The 15,253-nt window shown below is 68.1% G+C and carries 17 protein-coding genes; 6 read left to right on the forward strand and 11 right to left on the reverse strand.

What is annotated here, in order from left to right:
• Positions 1–10: 10 nt before the first annotated feature.
• Positions 11–1,567, reverse strand: coding sequence for a Na+/H+ antiporter NhaA (gene nhaA / locus CVV72_RS13140; protein WP_255632668.1), 1,557 nt, complete (start codon positions 1,565–1,567; stop codon positions 11–13).
• Between the two features lie 10 nt (positions 1,568–1,577).
• On the opposite strand from nhaA, the gene CVV72_RS13150 reads away from it, so the two are divergent.
• Positions 1,578–1,787: a hypothetical protein gene (locus CVV72_RS13150; protein WP_219152710.1), complete on the forward strand. Its 210-nt coding sequence runs from the start codon at positions 1,578–1,580 to the stop codon at positions 1,785–1,787.
• A gap of 43 nt (positions 1,788–1,830) precedes the next feature.
• Here CVV72_RS13150 and CVV72_RS13155 read toward each other — a convergent pair whose 3' ends face one another.
• From CVV72_RS13155 to CVV72_RS13165, 3 genes are all read right to left on the reverse strand, one after another.
• On the reverse strand, positions 1,831–2,661 hold the full coding sequence (locus CVV72_RS13155) for a class I SAM-dependent methyltransferase (protein ID WP_219152711.1): 831 nt from the start codon (positions 2,659–2,661) through the stop codon (positions 1,831–1,833).
• A gap of 39 nt (positions 2,662–2,700) precedes the next feature.
• Positions 2,701–3,570 carry an EamA family transporter gene (locus tag CVV72_RS13160; RefSeq protein WP_219152712.1) on the reverse strand — a complete coding sequence of 290 codons (870 nt, stop codon included), beginning with the start codon at positions 3,568–3,570 and terminating at the stop codon, positions 2,701–2,703.
• A gap of 99 nt (positions 3,571–3,669) precedes the next feature.
• Positions 3,670–3,846, reverse strand: a complete 177-nt coding sequence (locus tag CVV72_RS13165) for a hypothetical protein (RefSeq protein WP_219152713.1) — start codon at positions 3,844–3,846, stop codon at positions 3,670–3,672.
• Between the two features lie 555 nt (positions 3,847–4,401).
• Between CVV72_RS13165 and CVV72_RS13170 the strand changes: the two genes are divergently transcribed.
• The 3 genes from CVV72_RS13170 to CVV72_RS13180 are packed head-to-tail and all read left to right on the forward strand — an operon-like array spanning position 4,402 to position 7,943.
• Positions 4,402–5,400 carry an NAD-dependent epimerase/dehydratase family protein gene (locus tag CVV72_RS13170; RefSeq protein WP_219152714.1) on the forward strand — a complete coding sequence of 333 codons (999 nt, stop codon included), beginning with the start codon at positions 4,402–4,404 and terminating at the stop codon, positions 5,398–5,400.
• Between the two features lie 36 nt (positions 5,401–5,436).
• On the forward strand, positions 5,437–6,741 hold the full coding sequence (locus CVV72_RS13175; protein ID WP_219152715.1) for a glycosyltransferase family 4 protein: 1,305 nt from the start codon (positions 5,437–5,439) through the stop codon (positions 6,739–6,741).
• Entirely contained in the window at positions 6,738–7,943 is a 1,206-nt protein-coding gene (locus CVV72_RS13180; RefSeq protein ID WP_219152716.1) for a cytochrome P450, read from the forward strand. The genes CVV72_RS13175 and CVV72_RS13180 overlap by 4 nt, the downstream gene beginning before the upstream one ends.
• 1 nt (position 7,944) lies before the next feature.
• On the opposite strand, the gene CVV72_RS13185 is transcribed toward CVV72_RS13180, so the two are convergent.
• From CVV72_RS13185 to CVV72_RS13205, 5 genes are all read right to left on the reverse strand, one after another.
• The gene (locus CVV72_RS13185) at positions 7,945–8,994 is read right to left on the reverse strand and encodes a methyltransferase (RefSeq protein ID WP_219152717.1); all 1,050 of its coding nucleotides are present in this window, start codon (positions 8,992–8,994) and stop codon (positions 7,945–7,947) included.
• A gap of 11 nt (positions 8,995–9,005) precedes the next feature.
• A complete protein-coding gene (locus CVV72_RS13190) occupies positions 9,006–10,223 on the reverse strand; it encodes an aminotransferase class V-fold PLP-dependent enzyme (RefSeq protein ID WP_219152718.1) in 1,218 nt (405 codons plus the stop codon).
• Positions 10,220–11,308 carry a hypothetical protein gene (locus CVV72_RS13195; protein ID WP_219152719.1) on the reverse strand — a complete coding sequence of 363 codons (1,089 nt, stop codon included), beginning with the start codon at positions 11,306–11,308 and terminating at the stop codon, positions 10,220–10,222. Before CVV72_RS13195 ends, CVV72_RS13190 begins: the two co-directional genes overlap by 4 nt.
• Positions 11,309–11,580: 272 nt before the next feature.
• The gene (locus CVV72_RS13200; RefSeq protein ID WP_219152720.1) at positions 11,581–11,883 is read right to left on the reverse strand and encodes a holo-ACP synthase; all 303 of its coding nucleotides are present in this window, start codon (positions 11,881–11,883) and stop codon (positions 11,581–11,583) included.
• Between the two features lie 4 nt (positions 11,884–11,887).
• Complete coding sequence (locus CVV72_RS13205; RefSeq protein ID WP_219152721.1) at positions 11,888–12,361, reverse strand: hypothetical protein; 474 nt, start codon at positions 12,359–12,361, stop codon at positions 11,888–11,890.
• A 289-nt stretch (positions 12,362–12,650) separates the two neighbouring features.
• Between CVV72_RS13205 and CVV72_RS13210 the strand changes: the two genes are divergently transcribed.
• Positions 12,651–12,899, forward strand: a complete 249-nt coding sequence (locus CVV72_RS13210) for a glycosyl hydrolase family 18 protein (protein WP_219152722.1) — start codon at positions 12,651–12,653, stop codon at positions 12,897–12,899.
• Between the two features lie 63 nt (positions 12,900–12,962).
• Here the strand turns inward: CVV72_RS13210 and CVV72_RS13215 are convergent, their stop codons facing one another.
• A complete protein-coding gene (locus CVV72_RS13215; RefSeq protein WP_219152723.1) occupies positions 12,963–13,562 on the reverse strand; it encodes a TetR/AcrR family transcriptional regulator in 600 nt (199 codons plus the stop codon).
• Positions 13,563–13,605: 43 nt separating this feature from the next.
• On the opposite strand from CVV72_RS13215, the gene CVV72_RS13220 reads away from it, so the two are divergent.
• Positions 13,606–14,628, forward strand: coding sequence for a saccharopine dehydrogenase (locus CVV72_RS13220; RefSeq protein ID WP_255632669.1), 1,023 nt, complete (start codon positions 13,606–13,608; stop codon positions 14,626–14,628).
• Between the two features lie 51 nt (positions 14,629–14,679).
• Here the strand turns inward: CVV72_RS13220 and CVV72_RS13225 are convergent, their stop codons facing one another.
• Positions 14,680–15,249 (reverse strand): SMI1/KNR4 family protein, encoded by a 570-nt coding sequence (locus CVV72_RS13225; RefSeq protein ID WP_219152724.1) that lies wholly within the window; start codon positions 15,247–15,249, stop codon positions 14,680–14,682.
• Between the last annotated feature and the right edge of the window lie 4 nt (positions 15,250–15,253).

The raw sequence follows: 15,253 nt of genomic DNA on the forward strand, positions 1-15,253 counted from the left end.
GGGAAGCCTTCTAGCGTTCGCCTTCGTGCTGGTGCACGTCCGGGATGCCGTCGTGGTCGGAGTCGACCGACTCTTCGGCACAGATTCTCCGGTGCACCCGGTTGCGAATACGCAGGATGATCGTGGCGACGAGGCCGGCGAGCAAGGAGCACACCAAGATCGCGATCTTGGCCTTCTCGTCGCTCTCGCTGCCCGCGCCGAAGGCGAGGTCACCGATGAGCAGGGACACGGTGAAGCCGATACCGCCCAGTGCGGCCAGCCCGATGACGTCGGTCCAGGCGAGGTCGTCGTGGAGTTCCGCGCGGGTGAACCGGGCCACGAGGTAGGTGGCCCCGGTGATCCCGACGGTCTTGCCGAGCACGAGCGCGACGACGATACCCAGCGCCACCGGGTCGAGGAGCGAATCGGCCAGGCCGCCGAGACCACCCACGGTGACACCGGCGGCGAAGAAGGCGAACACCGGGACCACCACGGCGGCCGAGATCGGCCGGAACCGGTGCTCGAAATGCTCGGCGAGCCCTGGTCCTTCGCCGTGCTTGCGGATCACCGGTACCGCGAATCCCAGCAGGACACCGGCGACCGTGGCGTGGATTCCCGACGCGTGCACCAGCGCCCAGGTCGCCGCCGCGAGCGGCAGCAGCAGCCACCAGGACCGCACCCGGCGCTGAACCAGCACGGCGAACACCGCCAAGGGAAGCAGCGCCAGCAGCAGCGGGCCGACCAGCAGCTCCCGGGTGTAGAAAACGGCGATGATCACGATGGCGATCAAGTCGTCGACGACCGCCAACGTGAGCAAGAAGGTACGCAGCGCGGACGGCAGGTGGTGTCCGATCACCGCCAGGACGGCCAGGGCGAACGCGATGTCGGTCGCGGTCGGGATCGCCCAGCCGCTCAGCGCGCCCGAGTCGCCGACGTTGATCGCGATGTAGATCAGCGCCGGTACCACGACGCCTCCGACGGCGGCGGCGACCGGGACCGCGGCCCGCCGGGGATCGCGCAGATCCCCGGCGACGAACTCGCGTTTGACCTCCAGGCCCGCGACGAAGAAGATCGCGAGAAGCCCGTCCGCGGCCCAGGTCGCCAAGCTGAGGTCCAGATGCAGGGCCGCCGGCCCCACCCGGACCTCACGCAACGCCTCGTAGGCGCCTGACCAAGTGGTGTTCGGTTCGAAGCTGAGCGCCTTCGCCACCGGCACGTCGGTCGAGGAATGCAGCACGATCGACAGCGCGATCGTGACGGCCACGAGGTCGAATACCAGCTCGTTGTCCGGGATCCCGGACTGGAGCGCGAGCAAGCCGTAGACCACGGAAGCGAATCCCTTCGGCCCGAACCAGGCCGCCGCCGAACGTTCTCGCCGGGTCATCGGTGTCCGGAGCAACGACAGCATCATCGCGGCCGGGCGCACCAGCACGATCGTGACCACCGCCAGGATCCATCCGCCGACGGTCAGATGCGAAAGCCGGTCGGGCGTGATCAACGCGCCGAACACGAGCAGAGCGGCGAATTTGGTGATCTCGGACAGCAGGTCGCCGAGTGGTTCGAAATGTTCGGCGGCCACCCGGTCCATCGTGGCCAAGGTGGCGACCGCACTCGCCGACTACGTCACCGGCAAACACCAAGCCGGCCAACTCGTCGACGCACCACCCGAGGTGATCGTCGGCGTCCTGCGAACCGTGCTGCTGGTACCGCTCCACGCCGACCGTCTTGGCGACTCCGCCACCTACTCGAAGATCCTCGACCTGCTGATCGACGTCGTAACCACCGGACTCACCTCCACCCGGTCCTGACCACCACCAGCCGAGCGACTTCGGCCACGGGCAGGACGGGAGGTCAGCGGGCGACGAAGTACCGCACGGGTGACGGGATCTCGAGGACACCGGAATCCGTCATGAACTCGGCTGCTTCGGCCTCGATCTCCCGCGCGACCGCCTCGTGGTGCTCCGTGGGCATGGTGTCCCACATCATCCGCATGCCGTGCGTCCAGGTCCACCGGACGAGTTGGTCCGGTGAGTCCGCCCGCAGCACGACGTCCTCGACGTGGACGGCGATGTCGGAGAAGCCGGCGCGCCGGAGGTCCTCGGTCGCCTTTTCCGGGCCACCGAAGGCCTCCTCTTGCGGGTAGACGCGCGTTGAGACGGAGAACCTGGCTGCGGCCGCCGCGATCGACCGCAGCCCGAACACTCGGGGCTCGGGTTCGAGTACCGACGCCGGCGCACAGACCGCGAGGCGCCCGCCGGGAGCAAGGAGGGCCCGGTACCGGCCGTAGGCGGATGCCAGGCCCGGCACCATATGCACACTGTTGCTGCCGATGACGGCGTCGAAGTAGCCCGGTCCGAAACCGGGAGCGGCGCCGTCCATGACCGCGACGACCACTCCGGTGGCGTGTCTGCGACGCAGGTCCGCCGCCGTCTTCGCGATCATGGCCGCGGAGACATCGATCCCGACGACCTGCCCGGCGGGGCCGACCGCGTCGGCCGCGGCGAACAGCGCCGCGCCGCGGCCGCAACCGACGTCCAGGACGTACTCGCCGGCACCGAGTGCTGCGAGTTCGACGAGCCGCGTGGCGATCGGACGGAAGTACTCGACACCGTTCTGGTCATAGGACCCGGCTACCGTGTCGAAAGTCCGCCGCACCGCTGTCTCGGAAGACGACATGTTCATGGTCTTGCTCCTTTCGAAACCGTGAGCGGGTCAGAGGCCCTAAGCGAAGGTCAGCATGGCGACACCACCCATCACGACGAGCGCGCCGGTGATCCGGCGGCGGACGTGGCCCTCTCCCAGGAAGTACCAGCCGAAGACGACCGCGGTCACGATGCTCAGCTCCTTCACCGGAGCGATCACGCTGACCGGCGCCCACCGGATCGCGAAGAGCACCAGGACGTACGCGGTCGGCACCAGCGTGCCGACCACCAGGATTTCGCGGCGGTGCGCCGACCAGAGATCTCGCAGCGCTTGGGTCCGCGCGAGCGCGACTGGAGCCAGGACCAGCACCTCACCGACCGAGACGCCCCAGAAGACGAGCAGCGGTGAAAGACCGAAACCGCTGACGACGTTCTTGTCCCACAACGTCGCCAACGCGTTGGCAAGGCCGATCAGCAGACCGAATCCGGCCGCGGACAAGCTCGTGGCGCGGCTGATCGGACCGGGCGACCGGTCCACGGTGATGACCAGGACCCCGCCGATCACCGTGGCCGCGCCGAGCAGGGCCAGCGGGCTCGGCCGCTCACCGAGCAGCAACACGGCCGCGCCGATCGCGAATACCGGTGCCGCGCCACTCGACAGCGGGTAGACCACCGACAGATCCGACGTACGGTAGGCGCGTTGCAGCAGCAGGTAGTAGCTGAGCTGCAAGCAGGTGCCGACCACGGCCGACAGCAGCCAATGCCCGAGGTCGACCGGGCCGCCGAGGATCAGGGTGCCGATCCCCAACGGCAGTATCAGCACGCTGCCCACGGCCATATAGGAGAAGACGAACAGTGAACCCGACATGCCCATTCTCTTCGCGATCACGTTCCAGCCCGCATGGGCGAACGCCGCGACGAGCACGAGCAGCACAGCCAGAACTATCACGGGGCACCTTTCGCGTTTTCGATGCGGGGCGCCACCTGCCCCCAGGTACGGCCGGCGCGGCCGATCATGCGCTGTGACCGGCCGCGCCGGCCTGGTCGGCTAGACCGAGACCAGCTCGTAGACACCGGCCGATGCGCGCAGCGCCCGGTCCGAAACCCACTCACTGCGGTCCGAGACCCAGTTCGCGCGGTCCGAGACCCAGTTGGCCCGGTCGGACACCCAGTTGGCCCGGTCGGACACCCAGTTGGCGCGGTCCGAAACCCAGTTCATCTCCATTGTTCCTCCTTTCACTGAATCGAATCGGCTCCCGGCCGCCGTCCCGGCACAGGGCGTGCGGAATTGTTTCCCGCCACACGGACGGGAAACGAAGGCGCCCGGCAGTGGCGCGAGCACGCGGAGTTCCTCATGGACGAAAGGCGGTTGGCGCAAGAATGGCCGTCAGCCCCCCAATCCCCGCTTCCGGTGGATCGCGCCTCAGCATTTCTAACACGCGGATTCGACGTTGATCAATCGGCCGCCGGTGCCAGCTTTCGTCGCCCTCTGTCGCCGGTAGGCCGATCGTTGTCCGCCAAACGGGTCGCAGCGCTCGAGCCGAGGGAGCAGCGAACCTGCGGTCCGCGCTACGGATTTCTCCTTTACGCCGACCCGAAACTACCGATTTGTGCCACGAGCGAAACAATTGAGCAAGCGCTTTCCGGTTCATGATCGTCCACTCGATCAGCGGATTCCCCCGCCCTTCACTGTCTGCTTCCATGAAGAAGGTAAATTCTCGCCGGTGTCACCCTGGGGGGCTGGGCACCGGCTCTCACAGCGAGTTCCCCGAGGAGCGATATGGCTTCCTATAAGGACGTCCTCGTCACCGGCGGCGCCGGATTAATCGGACGCAACATGATTGCCGGGATGGTCCGTGACGGGTACACCATCACGGCGCTGGACAACTACAAGATCGGCGGCAAGGAGTTCGTCGACGACGAGATTCGCAATGAGGTCAATTGGGTCGAAGGCGACTCCCGGGACTATTCACTCGTGGCGAAGCTGACCAAGGGCGTGGACGGGGTCATCCACCTTGCCGCTCCGTCCTCCTTCCTGATGTACGAGGAAGACCCCACCGACGGCGCGTCGGTCACCACACAGGGTTTCCTCAACATCCTGGAGGCCGTTCGCCGCAACGACGTCGGAAAATTGGTGTACGCGAGCACGAGCGCGGTCTACGAGGGGAACCCGGTGCCCTACACCGAGGAGATGACCCTGGCCCCACCGGATCTGAAAGCGCTTTCGAAGAAGTGGAACGAGGAGGCCGCCCGGCAGTACTCCGACCGCTACGGCATCACCGCGGTCGGGCTGCGCCCGTTCAGTGTCTACGGGCACGACGAGTTCAGCAAGGGCGGCTACGCGAACGTCATCTCGCTGTTCGTCTGGGCCGCGCTCAGCGGACAAACGCCTGTGCTCTGGGGAAACGGCCAGCAGACCCGCGACTTCATCTACGTCACCGACGCCGGCCGCGCTTTCCAGCTCGCCCTGGAAGGCGACCTCAAGACCGACGAGTTCAACGTCGGGACCGGACTGGAGACGACGTTCAACCGTACCCTGGACCTGATCGGCGCCGAACTCGGCATGGACCTCACGCCTCGCTATGTGCCGACGCCCATCGCGATCTACGCGGAGCGGCTGTGGGCGGACACGCGCAAGGCCGAGAACATCCTCGGTTTCCACCCCTCGGTCACGGTCGAGGAAGGTATCCGCCGCGTGATCGCGTCCGCCAAGGAAGCACGCGACCGCTGGCCGGAACTCGGCACCCGGCAGATGTACTTCGAGAGCCTGCCGGCCTGACGGAAGGGGCGGAACGGGCGGGACGGGAGCACAACGATGAAACGGGTACTGGCGCTGACCGACGCGCCTGACGACGTCCGCATTTTCTGTCAGGACACGGAACTGCTGCTGTTCCGGATCGAACAGCTGCCGGCAGCCGGACACAGCTTCGAGTTCTTCGAGCAGGTGTATGCCCGGCTGCGCGAAGCCTGCGATTTGTCCACTGTAGACATGGTGGTGGCGGAGTACACCGAGGCGCTGCCCTTGCTGTATCTGATGCGCCGGGACGGCCACTCGTGCCCGGCGCTGATCATCCCGCACACGAACCCGTACCCGCTCAATATCCTGTGTCACCTGATGCTGGTCGCCGAGACCGCGCATCCCGGCGATCTGGTCCTGTGCGGCTCGACCAATGCCGCGGCCGCCTACGAGCAGGTCGCCGGGATCCCCGCCCGCAACATCTGCACGTTCGGCATCCGCGACATCTACCGGCCGGGGGACCGCGCGGCGGCAAGAGCCCGGTTCGGGCTCCCACCCGACCGGCCGATCCTGCTGTATACCGGCCGATTCATGACCGACAAGGGAATCGGTGCGCTGCTCGAGGCATACCACCTGCTGCGCCGCAGCGTGCCGGACGCGCTGCTGACGATGTCGGTGACACACGTCGACGCGGTCCTCTACAACCAGCTCGCGGCACAGCTCGAACACGTGGTGCTGTTCCAGCGTCTCTCGCGCGAGGAGACGGTGAGCCTGTACAACGCGGCGGACCTCTACGTCTCCGGTGCCACCAGCATCTTCGAGACCTATGGGAAAGCACCGCTGGAGGCGATGGCCTGCGGGTTGCCCGCGGTGCTGCCGCGCTGGGACGGATTCCCGTACTTCGTCGGCGAGCACAACGGCGCCCTGGCCGAGGTCCGGTACGGGAACACCGGCCGGACCAGCCCGTTCGACTTCGCGGCTGTCGATCCGGCCGACCTCGCGCGGCAATGCCGTCGAGTGCTGGACCGCGGCAGGCTGACGGATTACCGGACACCGGCCTGGGCCACCTACGGAGAGACCATGCGTGTGCTCCGTGACGTGGTCGGTGAGCTGACCGCGCGCCCGCGGCTGGCGGTGCCCGTGGACCCGTCCGCGGCGTTGCATCGTGAGCGCTACTCACCCGCCGTTCGCGCCTTCCTCGACCACTACCGGTTGGACACACTCGAAGACCTGACCGGCCGGACGACCGAACTGGGCCTGATCGACCGCCGCGATCCGGGTGACCGCACTGTCCTCCGTGGACTACACGACGAGATCTTCGGCATCATGGCCGCCGATCCCGGCCGGGCCGGTGACGACGAGAAGGCCGGGGTGACCGGATGACCGCGGGCCTCGGCCTTGCCGACCAGCGGGGCGACTACGCCTCCCTGGTGCGCTGGTGGGCGCGCATGCGGGAGGCGAAGCCGGTGCACTACGACGCGGAACTGGGGAACTGGCACGTGTTCCGCTACGACGACGCGATGCGCGTCATCGGCGATCACGAGACGTTCTCGTCGGACCTGCGCTCAGCCGTCCGGCAGCCGGAGCAGTTCGCGATCGTCGCGCGCGGCGCGTTCAACGGCTTCGACCCCCCGGAGCACACGAAACTGCGCTCATTGGTCAGGGCCGCGCTCACTCCCCGGATGATCGCCGGCCTCGAGCCCCGCATCACCGCCATCGCGCACGAACTGCTCGACTCCCTGTCCGGACGGCACCGGGTGGAGCTGATCGGCGACCTGGCCTACCCGCTGCCGCTGATCGTGATCGCCGAGCTGATGAACATCCCGCTGGCCGATCGGCACCTTTTCCGCGCCTGGGCCGACGCCTTGTTCTTCCAGGGCCGTGGGGACGAGCCGGTGGTGGTGCCGACCGAGGAAATGCTGCGCTCGGTCGAACCGCTGATCGGCGAGATGAACGCCTACTTCCTCGACCACATCCGTCACCGGCGACGGCATCCAGGCGGCGACCTGATCAGCAAGCTCGCCGCGGTCGAGGTGGCCGGCACCCGGCTCGCCGACGAAGAGGTACTGGGCGTCTGTGGCTTCCTGCTGGTAGCCGGGCACATCACCACCACACTGGTGCTCGGCAACGCCGTGCACCTGCTCGCCTCCAGGCCGGATCTCGCCGCGGAACTGCGGTGCCGGCCGGACCTGATCCCTGCCGCCGTAGAGGAGGTCCTGCGCTTCCGAGGGCAGCTGCCCGCGACCCCGCGACGGACCACCCGCGAAGTCACCTTCGGCGGCCACGTCGTGCCGGCCGGTGAGGTAGTGCTCGTCTGGATCGCCTCCGCGAACCGGGACGAACGCCAGTTCACGCAGGCGGACCGCTTCGACCCGCGACGCGAACCCAACCACCATCTGGGGTTCGGGCGAGGTATCCACTTCTGCGTCGGTGCCCCGCTGGCCAGACTGGAACAGCGCGTCGCCTTGCACGCGGCGCTCGAGCGGTGGGACTCGTTCTCGCTGGACGGCGGGGTGCGGCCCGAGGACGTGCGCAAGGCTATCGGGTTCCGGGCACTCCCCCTCGCGGTCTCCTGGGCAGGCTGAGTCAGCCGACGTCGAAACAGACCAGGAACAAACCTTGCTCCGGCACCAGGTCGACGACGCCGCCCGGCCGCAGCCCGGCTTCCCGGCCGAGCCGGGCGAACTGTGTTTCGGTGCGCTCGGCGGCGTCCAGCAGGAGCAGCATGGCCAGATCTCGCTGACTGGCCACGAACTGACCGGGATCGTCACCGGCGGCGGGCACCTCGTCCAGCACCCGTTCGACGAGCACGACCTGTCCACCCGCGACCACCGCGGCCCGGCAGCGGCGCAGGATCGTGACCGCGTCCTCGTCGGGCCAATCATGCAGGATGTTCGCCAGCAGGCAGACGTCCGTTCCGCCGGGCAGCGGCTCGAAAAAGCTGCCGCCCACCACGGTCACCCGGTCCGCGACCCCTGCCGCCCGCAGCACCGGGTCCGCGACACCGACGGTGCCGGGCAGGTCCACCAGCGTTCCGGTAAGCCCGGGATGAGCGGCCAGCACGGCCGCGAGCACCTGCCCGGTCCCGCCGCCGACGTCGGTCACGTGCCGGACCCCCGACCAGTCGTAACGCCGCGCCACCTCAGGGCCGAGTGTGGCGGCGTGCACGGCCATCGCCGCGTCGAAGGACCGGCCGAGCACCGCATCGGCGGCGAGGTCGTCCCAGAAGCCGCGTCCGAACAGACCTGCCCACACGCTTTTACCGGTGCGTACCGCTTCGGGTAATGAGGCGATCGCCTCGTCACCACGACGGGCAAAGGCTTCGCGCTGGTCCAGTGCCTGCGCCAGGCCTGCCGGGTGGCCACTGCACAGGACCGCCCCGAGCTCTCCGAGTTCGACGCGATCCGCGGCGGGCGCGCGGAACACCTCCAGCAACACGAGATACCGGACCAGCCGCCGAAGCGCGGCCACCTCCGCGCCGGACCGGCGCGCCAGGTCGGCGAGGTCGGCGACTCCGTCGGCCACCAGATCCGGCAGTCCGAGCGTGACCGCGGCCCGCAACGCCCACGGGGTGAACAGGGTCGCGCCGCGGGCCACCCTGATCACCGCATCCCGATCGGTCTCCCTGGTGCTCAACGTCTCTCCGTTCAGGTGTGGTTTTTGATGATCTTGGCCAGTGCCTCGGTTCCGCGGTCGACGTCGTCGAAGTCGTTCAGCACGCCAGGGGCGAAGCGGACCGCGCTGCTGCGATACGGCGTCTGCCCGGCTACGACTCCTTCGCCGTGCAGGAGGTCGACGACGGTGGCCGGGTCGATGCCGGGGACGTCGAAACACACCATCCCGGACGTCAACTCGGCCACGTCGGGTGTGCGCACGTGGACACCGGTGACGTCGGCGAGCGCGCGGCGGCAGTGCGCGTTCAGGTCGTGGATGCGTGCTGCCACTCTGGACTTTCCCAGGTCCTGGTGAAAGTCGAAGGCTTCGGCGAGCGCCCACCGGTGCTCGTAGGCCGGGAACCCACCCGGGGTGCAGAACCGTGCCGCCGGCGCCTTGCCGTCCGGCACGGAACCCAGGTACCACGGCCAGAACACCTCGACGTCGAACGAGGTGATGATCGGCCGGACAGCGGCCCAGCCTCGCTCACTGCCCCACACCAGGCCCGTTCCCCGCGGTCCGAACAGCCATTTGTGGCACCCGGTGGCGAAGAAGTCGCAACCGAGCGCGGTCACCTCGAAGTCCTCGACGCCCATACCGTGCACCCCGTCGACGCAGGTCAGGACCTCGGTACCGGGTGGACGCCCGGCGTTGACGGCCGCGACGACCTCCGCGATACGGGCCAGCGGCAGCTTGACCCCGGTCCCCGAGTGCACCCAGGTCAGCACCAGCAGCCGGGTCCGGTCCCCGATGCCGCGGGACACGGCAGCGACGATCTCGTCCTCGGTCGCCGTCCGAGGGTCCTCGTAGAGCGCGATGATCCGATGGGACGCACCGCTCGATTCGGCCTTGAACCGCAACAGTTCGCCGGCCGCGTAATGCTCGTGCTCGGTGCTCAAGATCTCGTCACCCGGTCGCAGCGTCATACCGGTGATCACGATGGCGAGGCCCATGGTGGTGCTTTCGGTGAGCGCGATCGTGTCCGGCTCGGCACCGAGGTAGCGTCCCGCCTTCTCCAGGACCTGGCGCTGGAGCTCGTCGCGACGGTGGAAGTACAACGCCGGGTTGCTGTCCAGGCCCCGACGATGCCGTTCGATCGCCTCACGAACCGGCCGCGGATGTGGGGCCAGTACCGAGAGTCCCAGGTGAACGTAGGCCGGGTCGAGGTCGAACTGGGCCCGCAGCTCCGACCAAGGGGGCTCGGCCGTCACTTTTCGATGCCCCAGCGACGGGACTCGACCGGTGTCAGCTCGATCAGCTTCGCGCCGCGCCGGATCGCTTCCTCGTCGAGGGTGGCGATGTTCGCGGGCGACGGGTCGGGCGAGAGCCGCTGCTCGTGGGCTTCGGCGATCTGGTAGATGTCGAAGCCGTACTGGTTGCGCATGATGCGGTAGCCGAGTTCGTTGATCATGCAATTCGTGCTACAGCTGCCCGTGTTGCGGGGCACTTCCCAGCCGATGGCCTCGAGGTCGGCGATGATCTGTGGAGTCGGCGGCTTCGGCACGAACTCGTAGAAGGGCACCAGAGCGGCTCCGCTGTCCCCGGTCCGGAGCAATTCCGCGGCTTCCGGCGCCTTGCGCTCGGCGTGTCCGCGCAACAAGGAAACCTGGTCTTCGACGACGCCGGCCAACGGCGTCAGCCCGTCCACTTTGACAATCGGCTGATCACCGGCGGTAGTGCGGTTCTGACCTTTGTGCGTTCCGACGAAGCACAGCGGTATCGCATTGTCAAGGCAATATACCGATGCCTGGGCCAGAATGGTGGAAAAGCAGGGCCAGCACGCCGACCCCCAGGACATCACCGCGCGGAGAAGGTCTTGGTCGCCTTCTTCGTTCATCGCGAAACCGAGCCGGAACAGAGTGTTCATCGGGTCGCGTTCCGGACGCGCGATCACCAATTCGATGTCCAATTTCCCGCACAATGAGCGGGCGTTGCGGATGGCCAGCGGCGATTGATAACCCTGGTCGAGCATCCAGGCCACCACCCGCACGTCCCTGCTTGCCAAATCGTGCAGCATCCAGCTCGAATCCTTGCCTCCGCTGTAGAGAACCAGCGCGTCGGCCTTCGCCTGAGGCCGCCGCGCCGGCACGCTGGCGACGAGTTCGTCGAGCTCGGGCGGCACTTCTCCCACCGTTTCGCCACGGACCAGCCGGAAGACCAAGTCGAGCAATCTGCCGCGGTCCTCTTGAGCCGGCAATTCGGTCGGATCCGGCGGATTCAGACAATGGGTGCACAGTGCGGGATCTGGGGATGGCTCCCGGCCGTCGAGGCCCGCGATGAATCTGTCGTATCCCATCGGCATACCGCATCGAGTGCAGACTGAACTGTCCGGAGCGACCGACATGACATTCCTTCCGCGCGATTGGCAGTATTCGTCCCCACGGCCGCCGCGCCTGCGAATACCCCCGACAGGCCGGACGCCGGAGTGCGACGAATTTCACGGCCGTGTAAACAACACTAGAAATGGTCGAGGTGCACGACAAGGGACCACTCGGGTATTACGCGATCACAGCGAGTGGGCGTTGACGACGGGAAGGTCCGGCCTGTATCGAAGTCGGCCAGCACGACTCAGTGGCCGCGGAGATGGGACGCTGACCGTGTGGAGTGAGCACCGCCGGTGAGCACCACCAGGGCAGCTCCGGAATCGGCTCGTTCGACGGCGATCTGGCGCGGCGCGACGCCGTCGGCGAAACCGGTGCCGATCGCCTTCGCGACGGCTTCCTTCGCGGCGAACCGGCCCGCCAGGAACTCCCGGCCTCGATCGGGGCCGAACCCGGCCGCGGTGGCGAGTTCGGACTCGGTGTACACGTAGGCACGGAACCACGGCCGGTCCAGTTCGCCGAGGTACAGCAGGTCGGCCCCGATCCGCATCGGGCTACCCGGCCGGGAAGGTGAAGGCCGCGGCATGACTGCGACCGCTCACCGGATCGGTGTCACAGAGCACGACCTTCCGGTACATCTCCTGCCACGCAGGCCAGTTTCCCGCCAGGGCGAGCCACACACTGGTGCAGTACGAGCCCGGCGCGACCCGATGGACGTCCCCGGCCTCGACGGCTTCCGTCACCCACGGCCCGAGGACCACGAGCGTGCCGGACTCCCGATGAGGTTCGAGTAACTCGCCCACCGCCCCGCCGGACGACACCGACGCCAGCCGTGGCCCCGGCCCGGTGCCGAGGACCAGCGCGGCACCCGACTCGACCAGCCCGCCGTCATCGACGAGGGGATGCGGGGTCGGGAGCGTCGTCTGTTCCAGTACCGCGATGACCGCCTCGTCGCACCGTCCCGACCGCTGGTACGCCGCCACGATGCGCAAGGCCGTGAACGGCGCGGCCAATCCCTGCTGTGCCACGGAGAACGTGGTCGCCGTGACGTCGAGCCGGTCGGTGAGACACGGCGGTGAACGGGAGGACGTCGGGCAGGGCGTGGGCCACGATGATCAGCTGCGGACGGCTCGCACGCACGCCCTCGGCTTCCAGTAACCGGTCGGTCAGCGCCTTGTGCGAAACGTGCGCGCCGCGTTGCCAGCGTTCTTCGTCCACTTTGGACCCGAACGGTTCGCCGCTCATGACACTCCTTCCCCGATGGCCTGCCTGGATTCGACGTAGTCGGCGAACGAACGGACGGTACGAAGGTGATCGATGTTGGGCCCGGAGTGGGCCGGTGACCCCGGATTCCGCCAGGGCTGGGACCCGATCGTGCGCTCGCCGTATCTCTGGAACCCGGAAAAGAAGATCTGGGTGAGCTACGAGAACCCGCGGTCCATCCAGGACCGCTCGCTGTTCGCGAAACGCCACCGCCTGGCCGGCATGATGATGTGGGAGCTGGGCGCCGACGATCCGCAGCACAGCCTTCTCGCCGCGATGACCGGGCCGTGGCTCCGGTCCTGATGGAGCGGCCGGCGGTTCTCCGACATGGGGAACCACCGGAAGGCCGTATGGGTTATCGAGTGTTCACTCTGTCGGAGCCACCGCCGTTCGCTCGATGCGGCCCAAGATGACGCCGGTCAAGGCCGCGACGGCGTCGGCGTCGGTCGTGGCACCACGGTTCAGTTCACCGGCGATCGCCTCGGCGGCACCGAGCGCGCCGACGCAGTGCAGTCGGAGCGCCGACCGGTCCAGGCCGGAGTACGGCGTCAAGGCATCGGCCATCAGATCGGTGTAGCCCTCGTGCAGGTCGCGCCGGCTCGCCTCCATCTCCGGATTTCCTTTCAACGCCGAGGAAACGGCGTTGAACTCCGGAATGTCGGTGGCGCAGGCGAAGTAGGCGACGCTCATGGCTTCCGCGACGTCCACCGCGGTCGGCGCGGTCTGTTCCAGCGCCCGCGCGATGGCGGCGCGGTGCCGTTCGTCGAGTCGCCGATAGAGCGCCAGCAGCAGTCCAGGACGGGTGCCGAAGTGGTGGTACACGATGGGCCTGCTCACCTCGGCCGCCTCGGCGAGGGTGGGCAGCGTCAACCCGTCGGCACCGTCGGCACGCACGATCTCCAGGGCCACGTCGAGCAACTGCTCGCGCCGGGCCTGCTTGGACAGCCGGGCAGGTGCGGTGGTCATCGCCCCATCCTAGCTACATCGTGTAAGTTACAAAATGTAGGTTATGGGGATCGAGGAGGACGACATGGGACAGCGAGGATCGGTTCTGCTCTTGGGCGGGGCGGGACAGGCGGGCTCGGATACCGCCACACTCCTGCGGCGGCGGTACCCGGAGCTGCCGTTGACCATCGCGGGACGCAATCCGGAACGCACGCGAAAGGTGGCCGGCGAACTGGGCGGCGCCACCGCGGTGACCGTCGACCTGACCCGCGGTGATCTCGGCCTGCCCGCCGGCCGGGAGTACGCGGCGGTGGTCGCGACGCTGTGGGACAGCAGGCTGAACGGGCTGCGTTTCGCCCAGGACCACGGCGTGCCCTACGTCAGCCTGTCCAGCGGCATGATCGACATCGCGCCGGAGGTCACCGCCGCCGCGCAGCGCCCCGCGGCCGCGCCCGTGCTGATGGCCAGCCACTGGGCCGCGGGCGTCATCACCCTCACGGCACTGGCGTGGGCCGGGGAATTCGACCGGGTCGACACGATCCGGATCGGCGCGATCCTCGACGAGAACGACGCGGGCGGACCCGCGGGCCTCGCGGACCTGGAGCGCTGGGCGAAGGTCACCTCGGCCGGCTACGCGCGGCGCGACGGCGTGTTCGCCTGGTCCGGCGCGGCCGATTCCCGGGTGGAGTTGCGCAGCCTCGACGGGACCACGGTCACCGGTCAGGCCGTCCCGATCCTCGACGTGACCAGCCTGGCGCTCGCGACGGGCGCGCCGGACGTCGAATTCGTGTTCGCGGTCGGTGAATCCGCGGGGACGCGCCGGGGTGACGGCCCGTCCGTCGAGGTCCGGATCGAACTCGAAGGAGCAGGCCCGGCAGGTGCCCCACTGAGCGTCGACCGGTACCTGGTCCACCCACATGGCCAGCGTCCGTTGACCTCGCTCGGCCTCGCCATGGGGATCGAGCGGCTGCTCGGCCTGCGCGGAGAAGCGGTCCCGCCCGGCTTCTACACCCCGGAGACCTTGCTCGAACCGGCCCGCGTGATCGAACGACTCGCCGACGCGGGCACGCTCTTCGTCGAGGCATGAGATCGAGACCGGGCGGCGACGTGCGAGTGCGCACGCCGCCGCCCGGCCCGCTCAGCCAGGATAAGAGACGTACCGGTCCGCCCAGTGACCGTCGAAATCGACCGGCTTACCGGCCATGTCCCAGCCGAGGATGTTGTCCTCACCGGTACTCACCAGCAGCTCCAAGAGAACCTTCGTCATCGGCCCGGAATGCTCCTCGTGCCACCGGTCCCGGTCGTTGTAGGCGACCGCCCACTCGTCCGGATCCGCCGAGCCGGGGACCCACCAGAACGATCCCCCCGCGCCGTTGGTCCCCCAGGGGTAGATCCCGCCCGGCTCCGGGAAGAGCCGGTACGGGACACCCCGCAGGTATTCGAGATCCTCGTCGCCGAAGATCTCGAGCAGATCGGCGTTCTCGTTCTTGACGTTCGCGCACGCCTCGACGCTTTCGGCGGGATTCGAGAAGGAGATGACGCCGCGGAACCCTCCGGAGGGGAAGCGGGTCAGCAGCTCCTTGTAGTCGCCGGGGAGCGGTGTCCCCAGTTCGCGTTCGACGGTGGCCCAGTCCGTCCCGGGCACGAAGTCCCCGGGGCGCCATCCGACGAGCTCGCAGATTTCGTCGACGTACGACCGTTTCGGCACGTCC

The sequence above is a fragment of the Amycolatopsis sp. TNS106 genome (genome assembly GCF_019330265.1).
In the GTDB taxonomy this organism is placed as follows: Bacteria; Actinomycetota; Actinomycetes; order Mycobacteriales; family Pseudonocardiaceae; genus Amycolatopsis; species Amycolatopsis lurida.

Bases quoted from the DNA above. Each gene is read 5' to 3' on its own strand.
- nhaA (WP_255632668.1), bottom strand. From the start codon at position 1,567: ATGGACCGGGTGGCCGCCGAACATTTCGAACCACTCGGCGACCTGCTG.
- CVV72_RS13155 (WP_219152711.1), bottom strand. From the start codon at position 2,661: ATGAACATGTCGTCTTCCGAGACAGCGGTGCGGCGGACTTTCGACACG.
- CVV72_RS13165 (WP_219152713.1), bottom strand. From the start codon at position 3,846: ATGGAGATGAACTGGGTTTCGGACCGCGCCAACTGGGTGTCCGACCGG.
- CVV72_RS13170 (WP_219152714.1), top strand. From the start codon at position 4,402: ATGGCTTCCTATAAGGACGTCCTCGTCACCGGCGGCGCCGGATTAATC.
- CVV72_RS13175 (WP_219152715.1), top strand. From the start codon at position 5,437: ATGAAACGGGTACTGGCGCTGACCGACGCGCCTGACGACGTCCGCATT.
- CVV72_RS13180 (WP_219152716.1), top strand. From the start codon at position 6,738: ATGACCGCGGGCCTCGGCCTTGCCGACCAGCGGGGCGACTACGCCTCC.
- CVV72_RS13195 (WP_219152719.1), bottom strand. From the start codon at position 11,308: ATGGGATACGACAGATTCATCGCGGGCCTCGACGGCCGGGAGCCATCC.
- CVV72_RS13200 (WP_219152720.1), bottom strand. From the start codon at position 11,883: ATGCGGATCGGGGCCGACCTGCTGTACCTCGGCGAACTGGACCGGCCG.
- CVV72_RS13210 (WP_219152722.1), top strand. From the start codon at position 12,651: ATGTTGGGCCCGGAGTGGGCCGGTGACCCCGGATTCCGCCAGGGCTGG.
- CVV72_RS13215 (WP_219152723.1), bottom strand. From the start codon at position 13,562: ATGACCACCGCACCTGCCCGGCTGTCCAAGCAGGCCCGGCGCGAGCAG.
- CVV72_RS13220 (WP_255632669.1), top strand. From the start codon at position 13,606: ATGGGGATCGAGGAGGACGACATGGGACAGCGAGGATCGGTTCTGCTC.